Annotated in this window: 19 protein-coding genes and 1 pseudogene; 6 read left to right on the top strand and 14 right to left on the bottom strand. The window is 60.0% G+C overall.

Going from position 1 to position 22915, the window contains the following annotated elements; genetic code table 11:
- Positions 1–198 precede the first annotated feature (198 nt).
- The 9 genes from AC3WJR_RS19600 to AC3WJR_RS19560 form a co-directional block, all read right to left on the bottom strand.
- Complete coding sequence (locus AC3WJR_RS19600; RefSeq protein WP_492727246.1) at positions 199–666, bottom strand: hypothetical protein; 468 nt, start codon at positions 664–666, stop codon at positions 199–201.
- 194 nt (positions 667–860) lie between these two features.
- A complete protein-coding gene (locus tag AC3WJR_RS19595) occupies positions 861–1565 on the bottom strand; it encodes an alpha/beta hydrolase (protein WP_492727244.1) in 705 nt (234 codons plus the stop codon).
- A gap of 499 nt (positions 1566–2064) precedes the next feature.
- Positions 2065–2580: a hypothetical protein gene (locus tag AC3WJR_RS19590; protein WP_492727243.1), complete on the bottom strand. Its 516-nt coding sequence runs from the start codon at positions 2578–2580 to the stop codon at positions 2065–2067.
- Positions 2581–3182: 602 nt separating this feature from the next.
- Positions 3183–3707 (bottom strand): hypothetical protein, encoded by a 525-nt coding sequence (locus AC3WJR_RS19585; RefSeq protein WP_492727241.1) that lies wholly within the window; start codon positions 3705–3707, stop codon positions 3183–3185.
- A 427-nt stretch (positions 3708–4134) separates the two neighbouring features.
- The gene (locus tag AC3WJR_RS19580) at positions 4135–4875 is read right to left on the bottom strand and encodes an alpha/beta hydrolase family protein (RefSeq protein ID WP_492727239.1); all 741 of its coding nucleotides are present in this window, start codon (positions 4873–4875) and stop codon (positions 4135–4137) included.
- A 335-nt stretch (positions 4876–5210) separates the two neighbouring features.
- Positions 5211–5444, bottom strand: a complete 234-nt coding sequence (locus AC3WJR_RS19575) for a hypothetical protein (RefSeq protein WP_492727237.1) — start codon at positions 5442–5444, stop codon at positions 5211–5213.
- A gap of 246 nt (positions 5445–5690) precedes the next feature.
- A complete protein-coding gene (locus tag AC3WJR_RS19570) occupies positions 5691–6566 on the bottom strand; it encodes a hypothetical protein (RefSeq protein WP_492727235.1) in 876 nt (291 codons plus the stop codon).
- Between the two features lie 45 nt (positions 6567–6611).
- Positions 6612–7493: an NmrA family NAD(P)-binding protein gene (locus tag AC3WJR_RS19565; protein WP_492727233.1), complete on the bottom strand. Its 882-nt coding sequence runs from the start codon at positions 7491–7493 to the stop codon at positions 6612–6614.
- 108 nt (positions 7494–7601) lie between these two features.
- Entirely contained in the window at positions 7602–8276 is a 675-nt protein-coding gene (locus AC3WJR_RS19560; RefSeq protein ID WP_492727231.1) for an O-methyltransferase, read from the bottom strand.
- An 87-nt stretch (positions 8277–8363) separates the two neighbouring features.
- Between AC3WJR_RS19560 and AC3WJR_RS19555 the strand changes: the two genes are divergently transcribed.
- Positions 8364–8993 (top strand): TetR/AcrR family transcriptional regulator, encoded by a 630-nt coding sequence (locus AC3WJR_RS19555; RefSeq protein WP_492727229.1) that lies wholly within the window; start codon positions 8364–8366, stop codon positions 8991–8993.
- 142 nt (positions 8994–9135) lie between these two features.
- Here the strand turns inward: AC3WJR_RS19555 and AC3WJR_RS19550 are convergent, their stop codons facing one another.
- A complete protein-coding gene (locus AC3WJR_RS19550) occupies positions 9136–9687 on the bottom strand; it encodes a TetR/AcrR family transcriptional regulator (protein ID WP_492727228.1) in 552 nt (183 codons plus the stop codon).
- Positions 9688–9773: 86 nt separating this feature from the next.
- Here AC3WJR_RS19550 and AC3WJR_RS19545 point away from each other — a divergent pair, with 86 nt between their 5' ends.
- Both AC3WJR_RS19545 and AC3WJR_RS19540 read left to right on the top strand, forming a co-directional pair.
- Complete coding sequence (locus AC3WJR_RS19545; protein WP_492727226.1) at positions 9774–10517, top strand: SDR family NAD(P)-dependent oxidoreductase; 744 nt, start codon at positions 9774–9776, stop codon at positions 10515–10517.
- Between the two features lie 436 nt (positions 10518–10953).
- The gene (locus AC3WJR_RS19540) at positions 10954–12126 is read left to right on the top strand and encodes a hypothetical protein (protein ID WP_492727224.1); all 1173 of its coding nucleotides are present in this window, start codon (positions 10954–10956) and stop codon (positions 12124–12126) included.
- A 71-nt stretch (positions 12127–12197) separates the two neighbouring features.
- Here the strand turns inward: AC3WJR_RS19540 and AC3WJR_RS19535 are convergent, their stop codons facing one another.
- From AC3WJR_RS19535 to AC3WJR_RS19520, 4 genes are all read right to left on the bottom strand, one after another.
- Positions 12198–12908: a hypothetical protein gene (locus tag AC3WJR_RS19535; RefSeq protein ID WP_492727222.1), complete on the bottom strand. Its 711-nt coding sequence runs from the start codon at positions 12906–12908 to the stop codon at positions 12198–12200.
- A 1021-nt stretch (positions 12909–13929) separates the two neighbouring features.
- Positions 13930–15531, bottom strand: coding sequence for an efflux transporter outer membrane subunit (locus AC3WJR_RS19530; RefSeq protein WP_492727220.1), 1602 nt, complete (start codon positions 15529–15531; stop codon positions 13930–13932).
- A 3-nt stretch (positions 15532–15534) separates the two neighbouring features.
- Entirely contained in the window at positions 15535–18741 is a 3207-nt protein-coding gene (locus AC3WJR_RS19525; RefSeq protein WP_492727218.1) for an efflux RND transporter permease subunit, read from the bottom strand.
- A gap of 6 nt (positions 18742–18747) precedes the next feature.
- Entirely contained in the window at positions 18748–19935 is a 1188-nt protein-coding gene (locus AC3WJR_RS19520) for an efflux RND transporter periplasmic adaptor subunit (protein ID WP_492727216.1), read from the bottom strand.
- A gap of 103 nt (positions 19936–20038) precedes the next feature.
- Here AC3WJR_RS19520 and AC3WJR_RS19515 point away from each other — a divergent pair, with 103 nt between their 5' ends.
- The 3 genes and pseudogenes from AC3WJR_RS19515 to AC3WJR_RS19505 form a co-directional block, all read left to right on the top strand.
- A complete protein-coding gene (locus AC3WJR_RS19515; protein ID WP_492727214.1) occupies positions 20039–20626 on the top strand; it encodes a TetR/AcrR family transcriptional regulator in 588 nt (195 codons plus the stop codon).
- A 1117-nt stretch (positions 20627–21743) separates the two neighbouring features.
- Positions 21744–22304, top strand: coding sequence for an FxDxF family PEP-CTERM protein (locus AC3WJR_RS19510; RefSeq protein ID WP_492727213.1), 561 nt, complete (start codon positions 21744–21746; stop codon positions 22302–22304).
- Between the two features lie 393 nt (positions 22305–22697).
- Positions 22698–22915 (top strand): annotated as a pseudogene (locus AC3WJR_RS19505) (FxDxF family PEP-CTERM protein); the annotation flags it as partial.

The raw sequence follows: 22915 nt of genomic DNA, 5'->3' as shown, positions 1-22915 counted from the left end.
CCCACGTGGATCTGCGACCTTCGGCGAAATGTTTTCAGTTTACTTGCAAAGCAGGTTGCACCAATGCCGGGTTAACCATAAATTCCCCGTCACCGCTACGGGGCGACAGCCTCCTTGCCGATAAAGCCGAATTTCAAGTCCTCGCCCTTGGCGCTGACATACATAATGGCTGCCATGAGACAGGACCTTTTTGTTTCGTCAGCCTTTGCTCTGACGACCAGATTTCGGTTGGCCGATCAGGCCCCACTGGCTTTGGACGAAAAACGAACCTGGCTTCATCCCACAGTGCCGTTCCAGCGCCTCAGCGAACAGACTGTCGGAGCCGAACTTGGATCGTTCGGGGAAGCCGTCAAGCAAACCGCGCTTTTCGAGTTCTGCCTTCGCATCTGCCAGCATCTTTGGGCGCAATACCTCATACAGCCGGCCCTGATAGGCTTGCTGCAAGACCGGGTCTTTGAAAGTGACGATCTCGTAACCGGCGGCTTCTCGGATACAATCGAGATTAGCCGCAGATGCACCAGCCTCCTTCTCAATTACAATCTCGACGCTTTGCAGCTCATCCTCGTATTTGACCGTGAACCCGCCGTTCCGAAGTCCGCACTGAAGCAACTTCTGCGTGGCAACCTGTTCATACGCAGGCGGAGGAGTTTGAGGAATATCAATCATTTCAACACTCTATCCACTGGTCGACCTCGTGCAAACGCGCGATGGTGAACGCGCAGTTTCCTGAAGATTCCGCCTCGCACTTTCAGTTTACGTGCATTGCAGGCTTGACGCATTTTGGCACGGTTAGGAGCACTGAAAAACCGGCCCGAAATGTCTGACATTGGTGGAGTGCGGACCGTCCGCTTTCCAAGGCCTCACAACATGCCGATGTTGTGTAGCCACTGCTTGACCTGTCCGGGCCATTCCCGTGAAATTGGATCGACCGTAGGCCGCATCCCGAAGGCATGGCCCCCCTTGGCATAGAGCCGCATATCGACGGGCACGCCTGCATCGCTGAGCGCCAAGGCATAGGCCATAGGTTGCCGGATTGGGTCCGTAGCGTCGTTCATGGCATGAAGGATGAACGTCGGCGGTGCCTTAGAGCTGATGGTCGCCCATGGCTTGAGTTCGAGACTGTTCCTGCCCTTGCTGTCGTCCAGCATACGCGCTGTATAGGCAACGATCGCGAAGTCTGGCCGAGGCGATTGCCGGTCGGCCGCATCCTTAAGCGGATAGGTGCGCTTTTCTGTGTTGCTCATATTGGCGGCTAGGTAGGCGCCCGCCGAAAAGCCGATGACGCCAATCTTGTGCGGATCAATCCCGTAAGAAGCTGGTTGCTGACGCAACAGCCCCATCGCACGTTGCGCGTCTTCCAATCCTAACAGCACTTTGGGTCGCTCGCCCTCAGGCCAAGCCTGGGGCACGCGGTATTTCAGCACCGCGCAGGTCATCCCCTGCTGCGTCGCCCAATCACAAATTTCAGTACCTTCCAGATCGAGGGCTAGAACCTCAAACCCACCACCAGGAAGGACCAGTATAGCCGCGCCAACATTGCGCCCTTTCGGTCGGTAGATCGTCATGGTCGGCCGGGTTACGTAGCTTGCCCAATGCCATTTGCGCCCGCCGACGAGACCTGTGCCATTACCGAGGCCCTCTGGACGGTCGCCAGAGTCAGGTTTGGCGAGAGGCATGCTTGGAGGCCAGAGCGGTGTTTGGACTCCACCTTGAGATGGCTGCCAGACGCCCGGCCGTTCATTCTTCGGCAGGACCTCTTGCACTGAAGATGGGTCAGGTTTGCGGCTCTGACCGCAGGCCGCGCCAGCAATGCTGATTGCGAGAAGGGATGGCACTACGAACCGAGACCACGACAAACTACCTCTCCTTCAGCGAAGAGGCTTCGTTCGAGCAATTCGCACCATGCCATTCTACTTGTTACGTCGGACGTCCGCTAGAGGGCGCTTGCGGACTGACAGCTTTCCTGCTCGATAGCTGCCGGTCGGTTCTCAGGCACGATCGATGCCCGCGAAGGGTCTGAACGGTAATAGTTGGTGGAAAGCGGTCGTTCGGGAAAAGCTAGGATCACTGTCGAACGGCTATCATAGGTCCAGACTGAAATGAGCGCCGCCAGCCTTGGGCGGCGATGATCTTGCCACTTTTAAACGTGAAAGTGACTGGAAAGAAATTGCCGCCGTGGGTGTCAGTAAACTCAACTTCTACCTTCTGATCCCCACATCGGTCGCTCACTGGTGTTGGAATGCCATCCCAACCAGCAAACCGGAACGTATCAGCCTTCATCTCGCGTGCGAGGGCAAGAGCCCCGGCAACACCGCTCGGCAGAGGCAAGCCGACATCTCCCCCGCCCGAGGAGAAAGAAGCGGTAGGGTCGATCAGTCTTTCTAGTGCAGCCATGGACTTGCCATCCGACGCAGTCGCCAAATTGATCGCTTGAACAGCGCGTTGGCTTAACTCGCTTTGGAGTTGTCCGACGTATTCGACGGGCGGCACGTCACAAACGCCGCGAGGCACGTCAGCAGCTTTTGACTGGGGCGTGAAAGCCGATGAAGCGGCGAGAAGAGCCAAAAGTAGCGTGCGCATGAGTGCAACATGCCCTCACTAGTGAATGTCCGCAATTGGGCGTTTGCAGTCTGTCCGCTTTCGTGGCTCGAAGCGGACAGTCAGCTTTTAGGCACGGTGGTCGCGAGCCTAACGTCTGAACGTCGCGACCTGGTGGAAAGCTGCCGTTAGTCGAGCGTCCCTAAGATGCGTTCATACTCTGCGGTCGCGGTGTTCAATGCCCTTTTCCGTCTCCTTAGAAAGCACCGAAGAAGAAATGTGATGGCGGCGAATGAAAAGGCTATCGGCAGAATGCTGACAAGTGCGTCAGGGCGATCCCTCCACACAGCGTAGTATACTGCCATCACGCAAAACAAAGTTGCGCCAAACCCTAATATCCACATGTAAGCCGAGATCATCAGCCACGACCGATGGGGTTCAGGTCGTCCGCTGCGACGGTCGGTGGTATGGGTAAAGAAGGATGGCACGATGGCTATTTATCATCTCGATCCGATGTCCGCTATTAGGCGTTTTCAGTCCGTCCGCTTTGCCGCCCGAAAGCTGCCGGTCGGCTTCCGTCAACGGTGGTCATGTTCAGACCGGCTGAACGTCGCGACCTGGTGGAAGGCGGACGTTCACATCGGCTAGCGCGGTTTGTTCACTATCAAATCGGCGGCAAACTGCACAATCTCGTGATCGAGGGCGAGAACGCGCTCAGCCAATTCCCGTATTTCTGCTTCTGTGATCTCCTCGCGCCCCTTCGCCGTATACTTTGACAAGGATTCAACTGGCGGACCCGCTGTTTTGACGATCCCAGTCGGAATTCCTTCTTCATCGACTTCGATTATTATTCCACCGCCGTATATAGACATGCCAGCGTGAGCGACTCTGCCCCGCGTCCCTGCAGATGAACGCACTCTAAATGCAAGCTCTTGCCCCCGTTTGAGAAAGTCTGGCGCTCCCTCCTGGACCGCGGCCTCGGTCAGCTTAAGGTGAACTTCAAGCCCTCGCGTCGCATCGAAGACTCCCCGCTGAAAATCTAGGCTCACGCCTAAGGCCGCGCGGAACACGCTGGGTATCGCGCGCTCCATCCCATCACAACGTATGATGGCCAAGCCAACCGCTTCCAGCAGGCTCGGGTATGATGTCGCTCGTATGTCGATACGCATTCGTTCGCCTTCCAAAGCTCCACCATACCAGCCCCGCGCCTGTCCGCTATTGGGCGCTTCCGGTCCGTCCGCTTTCCCGACGAATACCGCCCTACCCCGCCCCCCCCTCCTGCCGCCGCCCTTCTATATGCTCAACTTCCGCCTGTACGTTTTAAGTATACCCTGAGCGTTCCTATGCTAGCCGGTCCGATTTGCGCCGAAATCAAACCTCTAAAATTTGGCTCAAATAGCCCGTCGGTCTGCCTGGAGCCCTAGCCAAGGAAGACCATACGGAACCCTATCAAACTGCACCGCAGCAGCTCCAACGGAGCGTCACATAAAGCAGACCCAGAAATACGCTAACGCCACGTCAGCGCGCCGTTGCGCGACCCGACTGGGATCGAATTTCGGGAAGGTTCGCCGGTGTGAGCTCCCTGCCTACCTTCTATCAGCGCCGCGTCCACGTCGTCATGGCTGTGTCGGATATCTTCATTAGCCGACCGCGCGCCTTGGCGTCCGACAGGCCGTAGGCACGTAGGAAGTCGGTGCTGATTGCCGCTGCGCTGATGAAATTGGCATCGTCGGGCCGTCCGATGAACTCGTGATCGGCACCGGCGTAGACGACACCGAACTTGTCGCCGGCCGGAGCGGATTGCACTGGCAGCAGATGATCATGCCAGTCCGTGACCAATCCGGGCACAAGGTCGCGGTCGCCGGTGACGAGCAGCATCGGCACACGATCGCCGGCATAGGCATCCGGTCCGATCAGGCCAGGAATGCGTCCGGGTGACGAAAAACCGAGCACTGCTTTGACGCTAGGATCACGGAAGTTGCCAAGCGATGCCAGCCCGCCGCCCAAGCACAAAGCGGTCAGCGTACCGAAGCTATGCCCCGCCGCCACTACCGGTCGCCCCGGCCAAGTCTTCGCCCCATAGGCGCTGGCCGCGCGAAGGTCGGCGATCCGTTCCCCGAAGCTCGCCTCGCGGCTGAACTTCTCGCGATCGGGATAGTGCATCGAGTCGACATGCACCGGCGCGATCACCGCAAACCCTGCCTTCTGCCATGCCGACACGACCGCATCGTAGCGCTCAGGCCATGAGCCATGTCCCGTCGAGAACAGGATGACGCCTTTTACATGCTTAGGTACCCAGGTGACGAGAGTGGTCGCGCGCGTGGCAGATACCGTCAACGGTACTTGCCCTGTAGGCTGCGCCGCTGACGGCGTAGCAGCTACGGCCAGCAGCAACCCTGCGGCCCAAGCAATCTTTGATCGACGCACCAAATCTCCCCCCCTCACCACGCTGCTTCGCCGGTACAGCGCAGCACCCATGTGTCCAGTATCCGCATCGGTGATGTGAAGCCACCTCCTTCCCGTTGAGGAACGGCCAGCGAGAAGGCGCGGCGTTCTCGAAATCGATCGAGGTCCGGGAATCATCGCCTGTCTGCCGCAGATGCTATAGTAACGAAAAACGCTCGGAGTGGGCTTGTCGTATCACCGACCTCGCTTATGCGCTCTCTAGGAAGTCAGCGCGGTGCTCTCGCATTTTTCATCATCATGCGGATCTTGTTCAATACGAGAAGAGCAATGAGGGCGCTGCTAATCCACACCAGAGCCAGAGAAGTGGCATATCCCACGCCCTGTAAAAGCATCAACGGCCCTAGGAAAACAACGTAGTTCCTGCCGAGATAATCGAGTCGACCAGCTAGCGTGTCCATGTGCGGAGGATGTACCTGGTTACGCTCGCCGGCAAGCAGCATCAGCTACGAGGTGTTGGTGCAAACCAGGAGCGACGAAGGTCGTTTCTCGATAATGAACGGCCAGCGAGACCGCGCGGGCGTTCTCGGGGTCTATCGGTAACATTCTGCCCTAATTCACAATGGGCTAAATTGTTCCTGCAGCGATTGGGTATGCGGTTTCGGAAGTAGGTACCCTTCCGCGATGTTCCCTAAGAACAAGTAGTGCTTTGCGATTGCGACCGGTGCTGGTTAGCCGAAATCCCGCTCTTACGCTGACGAATGCCCGACGGAGCGATGGGCGGTAGCGACCACGATCATTGCCAGCGCGATGGATTGAAACATAAATTGTGCTTCGCTAAGGATCGCCAAGCCGACGCCAGACGGTGCGTAAACGGTATTAAGTCCGACCCGAAATAGTGGGCCAGCCTGCAGCGCGAAGATCACGGCCACACTCGTCCACGCGGGAACGATCGCTTTTCGCAAGGCAAACGCCACAAACAGCGCACCGACAGCGGGTTCGATGGAGGTGAGATAGCTCGGCAAGTCGACGTGCCAGTCATAGGGTATGGTGTACAGCTGATCACCTTCGCGCTTGGCATTGGCAGCGATGATGCCCGCAAATGACTGGTGGACCAGTGGCGACAGCCACAGGTCAATAATTGCTGTCGCTGCGATGGCACCCGTCGCCTTCGCGGCACGGCTCCGAAGGGCGGCATTGAGCCCCACTGCCGCAACGACCATCAAGACAATGCGTCCCAGGTCAGGCAGGTTGTCGATGAAGGGGAAGATCGTCCATTTGGTCGAGACGATGTTGCGCATGATGGGCACGCGGAACAGTGCCTGATTGATCGCGGCTGTTGTCAGGACCAGGAAAGTCAGCCGGCTTGCCAGTGACATACCGCGGCGTCTCAAAACCAGATCCGTTACGAGAAGGCCTACCGCGAGTAGAACGTGATCCGGTACGATCGCCAATCCTGCGTGCGGCAAAGCATCGGGATAAGGTACGCCCAGATAGTCCAGGAGGACAGTGTGGATCCCGATTGGGATCAGCGTCGCAGCGACCAACCCAAGCAAAAGGCATCGCCATGAAAGTCGCTTCTCGTTCGAGCCCAGCCGTGGGGACGATAATCTGCGGAATGCCATGCCCTGATATTTCCTCGGTAAACGACTCTCGACACTGACCGCCGCCTAGCGAGCGATGAGTGGGCGCATGACCTGCTCACTGAACAGGCGGAAACTGGTTGCTCCCACGTTTCCAGTGGCACGCGAAGCCGTGTTATCGATACCCTCGTCCTTGGCCCGGTACATCTCGGCATAGCCTGTCGCGAAGGATGCGGTTGCACCGCGATCAATGAACCCCTGGCGGAACTGCTCGTAGCTGATCTGCTGATAGCGGATATCGCGGCCCAGAACCTCTGACATGATCGCGGCCTGGTTGTTGAACGAGAGATCCTCCGGCCCGAGGACAGGTATATCGGCGCAGCCTGACCAACTAGCGTCCTCAAGCAACCTAACTGCTGCGACGGCAATGTCGGCCGTCGCTGTGAACGGCAGCTTCTTGTCAGGATCGATTGGGCCGAAGAACATGCCCTGTTCACGGATCACGCCAGCCTGCCGCGCGGTGTTCTCCATGAATGAGGGCATCGCCAACCCACGGAATGCCGCCCCGCTTTCCATCAGCAATTCGTCGGCTTGTAGAGACGTGCTGACTGGCCCCGCCCTGCCCTGCCACGGTGTGCCGCGCCCAATCGCAGTGACCGAAACGCTCCGTGGAACAGCGTTCCAGCGCAAGGCTTCAGCTGCCGGCCGGGTGAAATCGAGGTAAGCCTGATCGAGCGTCTTGGTGGCATCGGGTGGGACAAGCCAGAATACCGCATCTGCGCGACTGAAGGCGCGCTCGATCACCGCCGGGTCCCCATGGGATCCCTCTACGACTTGAACCCTTTGCCGAACGCCTTCGGACAGCTTGGCAGCGTCCCGTACAACGACGCGAACGTCGGCATCGGTAGCAAGCAGTCCCTCGAGAACCTTGCTGCCGATCTGGCTGGTGGGGGCGGTAACAACGATCATAATACGCCTCGTTTGGTTGCTAGGAAGGACAAATGCCGGAAGCGGCAAAGTATGCTCGAGGGATGAGCAGGCGTGGCGACGAGCACGGTTTGGCGCCACGCCCTTGCCTCACAAGCGGATGCTAAGCTCGATATCATCAGCAAGCGCCACGGATCGGTAGCCGCTGCCAGCTGCACGGATGCGCTCCACATAGGGTGGGCAGAAGTCCGCATTGTCAGCGAGGATCAGCGCGCCCGGACGGAGCCGGTGTGCCACGAGGTCGAGCACATCCGAGTACAGCGCCTTGGCGCCATCTAGGAGCAACAGATCGATGCTTTCAGGAAGATCGCTCGCCAGGGTTCCGAGCGCATCGCCCTCCCGAAACTCAACAAGGTCGGCTAAGCCTGCCTCGGTGAGATTTGCCTTCGCGCGAACGACCTTCGATGGCTCGAACTCGCTCGTGACAAGCAAGCCACCGCCATTGTCGCGCAGGGCTGCGGCCAGACAGATCGTCGAAAGACCGAAGGAGGTGCCGAATTCCACGATCGACGTGGCGCCGGTTGAGCGAGCGAAAATATAGAGCAGATCGCCCGTGCTCCGGGAAACCGCCAGGGGGATGTCCTTCATGCGGCTATAGAGGTCGAGATAGTCGTCACGGCTGCGAACGAGCCGTCCCTTTTCCTCGGCCGACAAGCCGTTCCAATAGTCTGCGACCGAAGGCGTCGTCTCAGGATCGACGGCATCAGCCTCGGCAAACAGGCGGTCGAGCAGCGGGGCGACCGGGCTGGTCGTCAGGGTGGTCATGATAAGCTCCTTGAAAGCGACTTGTGCGATGCGTGAGAAAATACGACTAGTTCGTCAGGTTCGCTAATCGCATTGCAGGAGCTGTTTGTGACAGAGCGCCGAAAACCCGAGATTTCCTCGCGAAAGCATCCCAAACAAGCGCGGGCGAACGACCTCGTCACGGCCGTTCTCGAAGCTGCTGTTCAGGTTTTGCGTAGTGAAGGTGCGGGTCGCTTCACCACCGCCCGGGTTGCCGAGCGCGCCGGCGTGAGCGTTGGATCGATCTACCAGTATTTCCCGAACAAGGCCGCGATCCTGTTTCGCCTGCAAACCGATGAGTGGCAGCGGACAAGCCTCTTGCTGAAAGGCATATTGGATAAAACGGACGCATCGCCGGCATCACGCCTCCGCGCACTGACCCATGCGTTCCTGCAGTCCGAATGTGATGAGGCTGAGGTTCGAACCGCCCTCGCCGACGCAGCCCCCCTCTATCGCGATGCTCCGGAAAGCGACGACGCCCGTGAAGCAGGATCTTCCGTGATCCTGGCTTTCATGCACGAGGCCCTTCCCAATCGCTCCGACGCAGAAATCTTGCTGGCGGCAGGGCTAATAGAGACGACAATGACGCAGGTCGGGAGCCGCTTCTCAGAGCGATCACGAACGGATCAGGAGATCCACGCTTTCGCTGATGCGATGGCGGACATGTTTGTGGCCTACTTGACCTCGCTGCGTGGTTGACTGCGACATCCGGAGTCGTTGTTTCCCAAAAATGAAAGACAATCAAGACAGCGCAAGCGTTCTTGGAATCGATGCGCGGCACCGCCTTTCCCGAAAACGATCGTAAAACCGAATATTAGGCCAGGCAGGCAACCGGACTTTGTCAACGCACGCGCATGCCGTTGAGGAGCAAGTCCACCAGGTGAGTAATCCGCGGCACCGGTGCGCTGTCTTTTTCGACCCCAATGGCTATCGCGCTTACCACACAGATGATGTCGTCGAAGCTGGCATCCCAACGAACGATACCGGCGTCTTGAGCGCGCTCAAGCAGTCGCTGCCCTTCCGCGGTGATCGCGTTACAGCCAGGCGTGCCGTGTTGGATGACAGTCCCTAGCGAAGCAGCAAGGCTTTGATAGACGCTTGTGTTCATCGCGAGATCCTCAAGGAACTGGCGCATCGCGTCTCCGGGATCGCCATCCATATCGCGCGCGCGGCTCGTCTCCGCGACCGACTCGAACCGCTCGTTGCTGGTGGCCGCCAAAAGCGCTTCGCGCGTCGGGAAGCGGCGATAGAGTGTGCCGATCCCGACCTTCGCTCGCTTGGCCACCTCCTCCAGCGAGACGGTTGCACCTCGCTCTAGGAACGCTTCCTCTGCGGCGACGAGGATGCGTTGGCGGTTCCGTTCCGCGTCGGCACGTAGGCCAGCCTCAACCAAAATTATTCCTTCCCTGCCTTGGCAAGTGGAGGATGCCTCCATATTAGAAGTGGAGCAATCCTCCAGTTACGCGAAAGTTTGATGTGATGACGAAGCGGTTCGAAGACAAGGTCGTGGTGATTACCGGCGGTAGTGATGGCATCGGGTTGGCATCCGCACAGCGCTTCGCGGAAGAGGGTGCCCAGGTGTACATCACCGCGCGGCGACAGGCGTTGCTCGATCAGGCAGTCAGCCAGATCGGTCACGGTGCGATCGGCGTACAGGGCGACGTCACGAACCTCGCCGACCTTACGACGCTCTACGAGCGTGTCGAGCGTGACCACGGCAAGGTCGATGTTGTGTTCGCCAATGCCGGCATGCACCAGCCCGTTCTGCTCGAAGCAATCGAGGAAGCTCATTTCGATGCGACGTTCGGCCTCAACGTGAAAGGTCTGCTTTTCACTGTGCAGAAGGCACTGCCGCTGATGACGCAAGGGGGCGTGATCGTCCTCAATGGCTCGATAGCTGGATCCAAGGCGTATCCGGGCCAGTCGCTCTACAATGCCAGCAAGGCGGCGGTTCGCTCCTTTGCACGAAGCTGGACCATTGATCTGAAAGAACGCGGCATCCGCGTGAACGTCGTCTCACCCGGTGGCACCGAAACGCGTCTTATTCGGGACTACTTCGACGCAACACCGGGAGCTGAAGAAGCGGTAATCAACGGGGTTCCACTTGGACGCCTAGGGCGCCTCGAAGATGTCGCGAGTGCCGTCTTGTTCCTAGCGTCGAGCGAAAGCAGCTTCGTTGCGGGCCATGAGCTTTTCGTGGATGGCGGGGTCGCGGCGGTCTGACCGGGGATCATCGTGCTGAACGGATGTCCGCTTTTGGGAATGCCATCGCCCACCGGGGCGTCCAATTGTGGGCGAACACGCACTGCCCTACGGCTTCCGGTCGACCCAAACCCGGTCATTCAAAGCGCTCTCGCCGCTTCCCAAAATCACCCGCTCATTCAGTTTCTTGATTTCGGCGGGCTGGACGGTTCGCTATCGAGTAGCGGCGAGCGCGCAGCGCAAGGCAACGGATCGGGCAGAACCGGCAGCGCGCCGATATCGATATGCCCGCGCCATCTGACCAGTCCTCCACAAGCTGGCCCGCGTCGCACAACCATTCCGCTTCCCGAACGCGGTACAGCGCGGAACAAGGCGGCATCCGAATTACCTCTATCGGGAGCCAGAGCCGAGATCACGAGGGAGGGCGTGCTGGCCGCGATCGACGAGTTCGACGCGGTTGACCAACGGCGAATGGACCTACGACGAGGGACGGCCGCTCGGCAGCCCGAGCCGCTCGGAACAAGCGAGGAATGGGAGGGTGCCAAGGCGCGTCGTTCCGCCAGGCCTCGGCTGGTGGACCCGCCGACCGATCAGGGGATTGACGCTGCAGTTGCCGCCGTCGATGCGCGCACCATCTAATCGCCCGGACACGCCGCACTCGCTGGCGGCTCCATTCAGCGTGGGAACGACGAGAATGAGGGATGATCTTCGGACCGCAGAGTGGTCGGCCGTGGCGGCCGAGATCGACGCCTGTCGGCAGCAGCTCCGAGAGTGCGAACGGGTCTTCGGCTACTCGCAGGACGAGCATGGCTATCACGAGGACGAACGCTATGGGGCGGAGAGGTCGTATCTGGGGTTCCGACTCCGTCAGGCGTTCCTGCGGATGCTCATCCTCATAGAGCGTGCGGAGCTTTCGCAGTTCCTGACGAACTTCCGCGCGGGCTTCGCCGCATACGAGGGCAAGCTCGAAGTGCTCGGTCATTCTCCGCATGACCCGGAGGACCTCTACAGCGAACCGCTCATCTTCATGGACCAGAGCTTCGACGCGTTGTCGGCGATGCTTCGGGGTGTTGGCACGCGCGACCAATACGAGCTGGGTTTGCTCGAGCGCATACTGCGCCAGACGCCGTACATTCTGGCCAATCGCGGCACGACGCCGATCTCGGAGAAGGACGTCCGTCAGCCGGTCTTTGATGTGCTGAAGACGGTCTTTTCCGATTGCCGCCGCGAAATTCCGGTGTCGCACCTCTTCAAGACTTACAGGGCCGATCTGGGTGTTCCGGCGCTGAAGGCGTTGGTCGAGTTCAAGTATGCGCTCGACGAGAAGGAGCTCAAGAGCGAGCTTGACGGTGTCTACGCGGACATGAACGGCTACGCGGGTGATCCGCAGTGGAACCGCTTCTTCGCGGTCTTCTACACGGCGACGCCGGTCGCGGCCCCCGAGCGGATCTTGGAGGAGTTCAAGCTTTCGCGAGCGGACATGAGCTGGCAGCCCATCATCGTCCATGGGACAGGGACCAGGCCCAACAGGAAACCGGTAGCCAAGGTCAAGCCGACGTCGTCGGAGACGGTCCGAAGGAAGCGCTCTGGCCAGAGCGCCGTCGGCGGCAAGTCGCCTCTGTCGGGCTAGTAGCCGCTGCAGGCCCTAGCTCGGCCGATACCGGTATCCGGAGTAAGCTCGCTCGGCCCGACGAAGCGACTTCATGGCCTGGCGATCCCGAACAGCGCGCTGGCCGCGTTCCGGCCCATTCCGATTACGCCGTCGAAGGCTGGCCTGGTCATGCTCGGCGCACTGCCGACATAGCCCTGCGTTTTCACCACTCCCATCCTGTGCAGCAGCGCGAGGACGGCACCTGAACTGCGGCGACCACCCTGCACGAAAAGGCGCTCCAGCAGCGCCGAAGGGTCGACATTCTGCGCCAGTGCAAATTCGACGTTCGCAACGGCAAGATCGGCGGGTGCCTGGAGATGCAGCAGGTGCTCGTCGACCGTTGCGACAGCGACTTGGCAGGTGGTGATCAGCGTGACCAGGTCGGCCAGCGTGGGCCCTTGCCGGGCATCGAAGCGAGCGAGCGCGGCCGCGATGTCCGCGCCGCCCTGTGAGTTCCTGAAGTAGGCGCCGGCGCGCTCCAGCGTCGATCGGGTGTGCGAGCCGAGCGAGTGCCTGTAGCCGCCATGGACGAACTGGTTACGCCAGGTCGCCAGCAGCTCGATCGTGGCCAGCTGCTCCGGTCCAACCGCGCAAGAATAGTGCGCCACCACGGTTGCGAAGCGGGCGAAGATCGTGAGCCTCGCGCCGGCAGGCGTGCGCGCGGTTCCTTTCAGGACACTGGCCAAGGACGGATCGGTAAGGCGCGGCATCTGCCCGAGCACCTTCATGTACTGGTCGACACCGTCCAGCATGGACGTCATGGCTGACTTCGCGACGAACTCGCGCGTCTCGGTCTACTCTGCCGCCGTGAGCGGCTTCGCCCATCCCAGGTGCAGATCGGCGGGGCGGATTTCAGGGCTCCTAGCGAGAGTCTCGACCGCGACCCACAACGTGTGGAGGTGCCGGCTTACGTCCCCTGCGGTCCGGCGAAGCGAAACGCGGGCCGGTGTCGCGACGAAATGGACTATCTGGACAGGACGCGTGCTCAATGCGCTGAAACTCCAAGGGCAAGCGGTAGCTGACGTGGTCATCGGCCACGAGTGGAAACGAACACAGTCACGGACTAAACGGTATCGGACAACGTCACGTCAAGACGCGGAGCGGGCCAGTCGCCGACGGAGGTGTAAGCGATAAGGTTGCCGGCGACCGCTCCGAACTCTCCAGCGTGGAACTGCTGCAGTTCGAGACGCCCGGCTCCTAGCCCGAGACGTAGATGCGGTGGTCCTTGTCGCCCTCCGACCAGGGGGACAGCGGAGTCGCGTGGGGGGCTTCGATGGCGAGCATCAGAAGACTTACATGGAATCGCGAAGCCGCCTCAGCGACCGCACGTCAGCTTTGGCACATCTTCAAGCTGCGAAGACAGAGGTTCAAACAGGAAGCCATTCTTCGGTCGCGGCCCTCCCCCACCTGAACGAACGGCTGTTTACAATGAGCTCTTTCCGTAAGCGGACGGGCCGCTTTCCACCAGAATGGCCCCACGGGCCTCGGACCCTCTAGCATTATGCCAAGGCGTAAGGCTTCAAGGATTACACCACAAGCTCGCCGACGCTGCCGAGGAAGTCTATGGCGTCGACGAATTTATGCCGAGGCCCGTCAAGACGAATGTCGACATGCAAGCCGGAAATGTTTGAAGCTCGATGCCCGTCGGCTTGGGCTGGAACGTCTTATAACCACAGAATGCAGTGCTGGCATCGGGTATCCGCAACACATGTGCACTGCGAGGCATAGCACAAGTCGAGAATTCAGAGTGTCGACGAAGGCCACAAGCTCCGCCCAGGCGAACTAGGAACCTTGCGTACCAGCCGGGACCTTTCGGCGTTGCCCGACGTCGCGTTCCACCGGATCTAGACCGCCCCCAAGCGACCGGTACAGCTCGACCAAATTGCTCCCCTGGTTCAGTCGCGTCGTAACGAGCTGCTGCTGCGCCGCATAGGCTGTCCGCTGTGAATCCAGGGTCGTCAGAAACGACTCTACCCCGGCCCGGTAACGTGCGTCCGATATGCGCAATGCAGCGTTCGCCGCATTCACACGCGCAGTCTGCGCCGCGATCTGCTCGTCGATTGTCCCACGCTGCGCCAGCGCATCGGCAACCTCGCGGAACGCCGTCTGCACAGTTCGCTCATAGGTCGATACCGCAACCTGCTGCTGCGCACGCGCAACCTGCAGATTGCCGCGCAACCGGCCTCCGTCGAACAGGGGAAGGGAGACCGCCGGAGCTGCGGTATAGGTGAAGCTCCCTCCCGAGAAGAGGCCGCTCAGCGCGGGGCTGATCGTCCCGAGGGTTCCGGTGAGCGAGATGCTCGGGAACAAGGCTGCCCGGGCTGCTCCGATATTGGCATATTGCGCAATCAACTGGTGTTCGGCCTGCAGCACGTCGGGACGTTGCAGCAAGATGTCGGACGCAAGGCTTACGGGCAAGGCCTTGATCGCGACCTCACCATTCCCCAACCCTTGCGGCAGTAATTGCGGGGTTACCGGCGTGCCGACCAGCAGGTCCAGCGCATTCTTGTCTTGCGCCAGACGGGTCCGCAGCACTGCTATGTCGTTGCGAGCCGCCTGATACGTCGTCTCGGACTGTCGTGCCTCGAGTTCGGATGCGACACCGATGCGGAACTGCGCGCGGGTCAATTCGAGCGACTGCTCGAACGACTTGAGCGATTCCTGCGAAATGCGAAGCTGATCCTGGTCCGATGCATAGGTCAACCATGCGGTGGCTATTTCGGCGATCAGCGTGATGCGGGTGGACCGCTGCGCCTCTTCGGTCGAGAAATACTGTTCCAGCGCTGCACGGCTCAGGTTGCGCAAACGACTGAACAGGTCGAGTTCGTAAGCCGAGACCCCGAGGTTTACCGAATAGAACTCGAGGTTGGACGAAGACGATCCTATCCCTGCGCCGACCCCAGTACCGCCGGTACCAGCTCCAGTACCGCCGGTACCCCCGGTACCTGTGCCAGTGCCAGTTCCAGTACCCGTACCCACGCCAGTTCCGGTACCGCTCCCCGCGGCCCCGCCAAGCGCGCCGGTCGCTCCTTGGATATTGTTAGTGTACGTCGCCGACCCGGACAGCGTCGCTGAGGGAACAAGATTGGCTCGCTGGATCCGATATTGCGCGCGTGCCTGCAGGACGTTGCCGGCCGCGATCCGCAAATCGCGGTTGTTCTGCAATCCCAACGCGATCGTGTTGCGCAGTCGGTCATCCGTGAAGAACTCCCGCCAGCCGATCTTAGTGATGTCCGGCGCATCCGTCGGTGCGACCGGGTACACACCGCCTGCCGGTAGAGCAGCCGGGACTTCCCCCAGGGGGCGAATGTATTTCGGCGCGAGATTGCAGCCGGCCAGTACCGTCGCGCCCATCAGGCCAAGGACGATCTTGCTGTTCAACATCACTCAGACTCCCTGCGACGGCGCGGGTTCGTGCCCATGCGCACCATCATCGTGTCGATCGCCATCCGACCTGCGATCGTCCGTCCCCGGCTGCTCCGCCTTCTTACGGTTGAACAGGCGCATGACCACGACGAAGAACATCGGGACGAAGAAGATCGCGAGCACGGTCGCCGACAGCATGCCGCCTACCACCGCTCGACCAATGGCATTCTGTCCACCTGCGCCCGCTCCGCTGGAGATCGCCAGCGGGAAGACGCCGAAGACGAAGGCGAGACTCGTCATCAGGATCGGACGAAGACGCAGCTTTGCCGCTTCGATCGCCGCATCGAACGCACTCAGCCCGTCCCGCATCTTCTCCTCGGCGAACTCGACGATCAGAATCGCGTTCTTCGCCGAGACGCCGATAGTCGTGATCAGGCCGACCTGCAGATAGATGTCGTTGTTGAGACCGGTCAACGTGGCGGCCAGCAGCGCGCCGACGATCCCGAGCGGAACCACCAGCATCACCGAGATTGGCACCGACCAGCTTTCATAAAGTGCTGCGAGACACAGGAAGACGATCAGCAGCGACAAGGCGTACAGCGCTGGTGCCTGTCCTCCGGACAGTTGCTCCTCGTAGCTTAGCCCGGTCCAGTCCAACCGCGTCCCCGGCGGGAGCTTGGCTTGCATGTCCTCGACCGCCTTCAACGCGGCTCCGGACGAGACGCCCGGTGCCGGCTGTCCGAGGATCTCCATCGACGGCTGGCCATTGTAGCGCGTCAACTGCGTCGGGCCCTGGTTCCAGGACACGTCGGAGAAGGCCGAGAACGGCGCCATGTTACCATTCGCGCCGCGTACGTAGAGTTTGCCGATATCGTCAGGGGCCATGCGATAGGGCGAGTCTGCCTGGATATAGACACGTTTCACGCGACCGCGATCGATGAAGTCGTTCACATAGGCCCCGCCCCACGCTGTCGCGATCGTACTGTTGACCGAGGCCAGATCAAGGCCAAGCGCGCCCGCCTTGTCCTGATCGACGTTTACCTTGAGCTGCGGCGCATCGTCGAGCGAATTGGGTCGGACCCCCATCAACGACTTGTTCTGCGACGCCATTCCAAGCAGCTGGTTGCGGGCAGCCAGCAACTTGTCGTGGCCGATCCCGCCTTCGTCGACCAGCTGCAGATCGAATCCGGTAGCGTTGCCCAGTTCCTGCACGGCCGGCGGAATGACCGCGAAAATCAGTCCGTCGCTATATTTCGAGAAGGCACCCATCGCACGACCGACCACTGCTTGCGCCTTGTTCTTGGCGCCCGGTCGGTCCTTCCATTCCTTCATCGGAATGAAGGCGATACCGCTGTTCTGTCCCTGACCCGCGAAGCTGAAACCGTTAATGGTGTAAACACCCCGGATCGCATCGCCTGCGTCGCTCAGGAAGTGATCGCGCACCAAGTCCAGACCCTTTTGGGTCCGTGCGGTCGTGGCACCAGGAGGCCCCTGTACCAACGCGATCATCACGCCCTGGTCCTCGTCCGGCAGGAAGCCAGTCGGTAGGCGCGTGAAGAGGAAGATCATTCCTGCGACAATAAGCGCGTAGACGATGAGCGAACGGCCCCACCGGGTTGCCGTGGAACGCACCCCACCCTCGTAGCGTGCCCGACCGCGATCGAACCGGTCGTTGAACCAGCGGAAGAAGCGCGACAGCGGCCCGTTGCCCTGCCCCTTGTTGGGATCGTGCGGCTTGAGGATCGTCGCGCAAAGCGCTGGCGTCAGGATCAGCGCGACCGCGACCGAGAGGACCATCGCCGACACGATCGTAATCGAGAACTGGCGATAGATGACGCCGGTCGACCCACCGAAGAACGCCATCGGCAGGAATACCGCCGACAGCACTACAGCGATGCCGATCAACGCACCGGTAATTTCCTGCATCGACTTGCGCGCCGCCTCCTTGGGGGAGAGGTGCTCCTCGGTGATTAGCCGCTCGACGTTCTCGACCACGACGATCGCATCGTCGACCAGTAGGCCGATCGCGAGCACCATCCCGAACAGGGTGAGCGTGTTGATCGAGTAACCGAAGGCCGCGAGCACTGCGAAGGTCCCGGTCAGCACGACCGGAACAGCAATCGTCGGGATCAGCGTCGCGCGCCAGTTCTGCAGGAACAGGTACATCACGAGGAAGACGAGCACCACCGCTTCGATCAGCGTCTCGATGACCTGTTCGATCGAAAGCCGAACGAACGGGGAGGTATCGTACGGGAAGACGACCTTCACGTCCGGCGGAAACTGCTTGGCGAGCGTGTTGACCCGTGCCTTGACGGCAACCACAGTGTTGAGGGCGTTCGCTCCAGGAGCAAGCTTGATGCCGATGCCCGAAGCGGGCTTGCCGTTCCACTGCGCGGAGAAGGCGTAATTCTCTGCGCCAATCGCAACGCGGGCGACATCGCCCAGCCGAACGACCGACCCGTCGGCACCGCTTTTCAGGCGGATCTTAGCGAATTGCTCGGGCGTCGTCAGACGCGACGACACGGACACCGTGGCATTCAGCATCTGCTCCTTGGGGGCCGGCTGTGCGCCGATCTGACCAGCGGAGACCTGCGCGTTCTGCGCCGTGACTGCGTTGGTCACGTCCGTCATCGTCAACGCGTAGTTGTTAAGCTTGATCGGATCGACCCAGATCCGCATCGCATATTGCGAACCGAATATCTGGGTATCGCCAACACCGGCAACGCGGGACAGCGGATCAGCGATCTTCGACGCGACGATATCCGCCAGATCGGCAGCGTCGTGCTTTCCGTTCTCGGAATAAAGTCCGACGAAGAGCAGGAAGTTCTGTGTCGCCTTGGCCACGACGATGCCTTGGCGCTGCACCTCCTGTGGGAGCAGCGGCGTTGCAGCCTGAAGCTTGTTCTGCACCTGGACCTGAGCGATGTCCGGATCGGTACCCTGCTCGAAGGTGAGCGTGATCGTCACCGTTCCCGCGGACGAGGACGATGCCGAGAAGTATCGGAGGTGATCGATCCCCTTCATCTGTTGCTCGATGATCTGAGTCGTCGTGTTCTCGAGCGTCTGCGCGTCTGCGCCCGGATAGTTGGCGGTGATCGAGACGGCGGGCGGGGCGATCGCCGGGAACTGCGCGATCGGCAAGGTCCGTAGCGACAGAATACCGGCGATGATGACCATCACGCCCAGCACATAGGCGAAGATCGGGCGATCAATGAAATAGCGTGACATGGCTGGTTACTTCGCCTGTGCCTGCGCCTTACCCGGCTGGGGCTGAGCACCGGCGGGTTGCGCGTTAGGATTCCATGGCTTGCCCTGAACAGACATGCCGGGGCGAAGCATCATGCCACCCTCGACGATGACTTTGTCGCCCGGCTTCAATCCGCTCGTTACCAGCCAGTTTGTGCCGATCGCACGGGTAGCCTGAAGCGAGCGCACCTCAACCTTGTTCCCAGCGCCGATGACCATGACGGTCGGAAGCCCCTTTTCGTCGCGGCTAACCGCGCGCTGCGGGACCAAGATGCCGTTGGCCTGCGTGCCCTCGACGAGCGACGCGCGGACGAACATGCCCGGCAGCAGCAGGCCGTTCGGATTCGGGAACAGCGCGCGGATGACCTGCGACCCGGTCGAGGGATCGACCGTGACGTCGGCGAAGCGCAGCGTTCCTTGTGAGCGATATTCGCTGCCGTCCTCAAGCTTCAACTTAACGCGAGCGTTGCCGTCGCGGGTAAGTTGGCCATTGAGAATTTGCTGTCGTAGCTTGAGCAGATCGGCGCTGGACTCCTGAATGTCGACATAGATCGGATCAAGGCGTTGGATCGTTGCGAGGGCGTTGGTCTGGGATGCGGAGACCAGTGCGCCCGTCGTGTATACCGACCGGCCGATCCGACCGGTGATTGGCGCCCGAATGGTCGTACGGGCCAGATCAATCTGTGCAGTGCGCAGCGTCGCCTGCTGCGCCGCGACGTCGGCCTGCGCCTGCGCTGAAGTGGTTTGGGCGTTCTCAAATTCCTGACGCGCGATGGCATTAATTTTTACCAGTTCGCCATAGCGGCGAGCCAACGCGGCACTAGAAGCGATGCTGGAGCGGGCGCGCGTCAGCGCGGCGCGGGCGCTTGCAACCTGTGCCTCGTAGGGGGCCGGATCAATGCGATAAAGCCCTTGGCCTTTGTGAACCACGTCGCCCTCGACGAACAGGCGCTGGAGCACCAGCCCGTTGACCTGAGGTCGCACTTCAGATGTCTCGAATGCAGATGTTCGTCCAGGCAATTCCGTCGTCAGGGTTATCGGCTCCTGCCTCACCTCGACATAGCCAACCGGTGCAGGCCCCTGCGGCGCCTGCTGCGGCTGCTTCGCACCACACGCCGGCAGTGCGAGCAAAACGCTTGACGCCAACACGCAGCGCATCAGCCGATTGGAGGACATAAAATTTCCCGCTTGAAAAAAAGTATGAGAGCGATCACTCACGAGCGGCGTCGTTAGACGTGCCAGTTGAGTGCGTCAACAAGGCATGAGAGAGGACCTTAGATTGTCGACTGTTGAATGCCCGCCCCCCTCGCGCGCGGAGTTGCGCCGGCACAATATTAAGGCGGTGGCGCGGCGGCTCTTTGTAGAGCACGGCTTCCATTCAACCGGAATTGCCTTGATCGCTCGAGAGTCCGGAGTGGCCGTTCAGCAGCTGTACCGCGATTTTCCCTCTAAAGAGGACATCATTGCAGCAATCGTGGAGGCGGACTGCAAGAAGTTCGCGGACTTGGCTACTCTCGAGAGGGCATTAGCGGCGAGAAACCGTGACGGAATCATGATATGGCTGACGTCTGCAACCTGTCGCCAGGAGAAGGCTGGTGACAGGCTTTTCTTGGAAATAGCAGCTGAGGCATCCCGGAACCAACGGATTAGCGCAATCTTCTCTGATGTTCGCAAGACAATGTCAGAAAACATAAGTCGGGCTTTTGCCGGTTTAGCAGCAAGTAACTTCGTGAGCGCGGAGCACCGCCTTCTTGCGGAGGCCTTCATGATCGTATCAATCGGCTCGGTTTGCACTGAAGCACTCCATGGAGGAAACGTCGCAGCCGCGAGCGAGAAGTTGATACGTTGTTTAATTGAGAATGCGTGAACCCGGACTACCGTTCATCCGGGAGCCTGCCTCACCATATGGGCGAACGCCCATTTACCCATATTCAACGCGTAAGGCAGTTAGGCGCTTTTCACCCAATGAGCCGGTTAGCCCACTGTTCTGCAATCTGAACGAATGGCTGCTTACCGCCTATCGCCGCCTGAAAGCGGCCGTTCCGCTTTCCACCCATATGACGATGCAGCCCCCTGCCTAGCTGCCTGAACGAACGTCCGCTTACGCCGTTCGCCCCCCGAAAGCGGCCAGGCGGGTTTCCACCCATTTAGTTGTCAGGGAGGCGGCTAACTACTTAATAGATGGTCGTAGGCGGTAAGCTGGGGAGGGTGCTCGGATGCTTACTCTGGATCAGCATGCGGAAGCGATCGTAGTATCGTCGAAAGAACAAACTTTCTCGTTGGATTGAGAGCTACCTCACGACTGACGCCGAAAGCTCATCTTCCGCCGTCGCCAGTCCTGGCCATGTCGCGCTGCCACATTACCTATAAGCTTATTAACCGCCTGTCGGGTCACTTGGAGCATCCGATACGAAGCGTTGCTCGGCCTCATTGCCCTCCCCAAAATGGACTTCATATTTTTTGCCGGCCTCCAGACAGCGTATGTGCGCCAGGGCAGACGTGCCAAATATCCCCATTACATGCCACGGGACCATCCGTATGACGCCCCATCCTACGCACTCGATTTTCGAGCTTGTCTCCTGCCCAAGACGGTCTGTTGACGCAACTGGCGGGGTATCAACGACCAAAAACCGACGGATTGCTTTATAATTCATTAGGCGACTGTCTGGCTACCGTTCAATCGTTAGCAGTTCGGTGGACCGGTGAAATCGTCGCATTGAGCACGACCAGCAAGGCTGGTGTGTGCATCGCGTCTACCTTTGTCCTTGACTACCTAGCTTATAAAACCGTTGTTTGCGGGGAAATGCCACGACGATAAATGGCTTGTATGAAGCCTTACGCCGGCATCAGGTTTACGTAGACGGCAACGGTGAAACCGTCGCTAGTGCTTACAATCTCACAATCCAATGGCTCCCGTTTTGGCACATATCCGCGTTTGGGCCGGTTCTTGCATTTTACCGGATTAACCATACTGGAGGTGTTTAATGCGTACCAATCTTCTTTCGGCCGTCGCAGCAGTTGCGCTGGTTTCGATCGCAAACGTAGCACCGGCGTCGGCTGCAGTTTTCCCGGTCGGCACGACCACCCCAGGTGTAGGCTCGTTCCAGGCAGCACCAGGACCGAACGGCACGTTCAACGGCGCGATCAACCGCATTGGTCTCGGCGAAGGCACGTTCAGCGACACGTTCACGTTCACGCTCCCGGCGGCAGGCTTCGGCAGCGGCTCAGTGATTAGCTCGAACGTTGGTGGCGTCACTGGCCTCACTTTTTCGTCGGTGACCTTCAACGGCACGTCCCTGACCATCAATTCGAACGGCAACCTGACCTTCGCCGGCGTGAACAATGTGCAGATCTTCGCAAACCAGCTCAACACGCTGGTGGTTTCGGGCACCTCGGCAGGTGGCGCATCCTATGGTGGCAACCTGACCTTCGTTCCGGGCGCTGTCCCTGAGACTGCAACGTGGATGATGATGCTGGCCGGCTTCGGCATGATGGGTGCAGGCTTGCGCTATCGGCGTCGTAGCGCGAACGTCAAGTTCGCCTAATCGCGTAACGCATAGGTGCCGCCAGCGCGAGCCGGCGGCACCTTTTGTTTGCCAGAGATCAAGCGCCTCCCTCCCGGTCAATAATATATTGCGCGTTGTGACCGCAGGAACAGCGCTCTACGGTTTCACCAACCGGCTAGCGTTCCCCCAAATGACCTAGTCGGCCAGGGCTGCCGCAGATCCACGCTTGTGGCAGCCCGCTCCCACAGCGGAATCACCTTAGCAGCAAGTGGTTGGTCACGGACGAAACGGCGCATGGTTTCCGTCACAGCGCCCCTGATGCCTGTCAGCCAAGTTTACATGCATGCCTTTGAATTAACGAATTTCCACGTAATTGCGCCATTGGCACGGCTTTTGCGGATACGGGAAACATACCAATCTGGAGTGTTTCCCATGCGTACCAAGTTCCTCTCCGCCGTCGCCGCTGTTGCAGTTGTCGCGATCGCAAACGTTGCACCTGCCTCGGCAGCTGTGTTCCCCGTTGGCACCACGACGCCTGGCGTCGGTTCGTTCCAGGCTGCAATGGGCCCGAATGGCACGTACAACGGCGCAATCTCGCGCGTTGGCATCGGTGCTGGCACGTTCAGCGACACCTTCACCTTCACCCTCCC

The organism is Sphingomonas sp. FW306-05-A (assembly GCF_058782275.1).
This window is presented reverse-complemented; position numbering and strand designations above follow the sequence as displayed.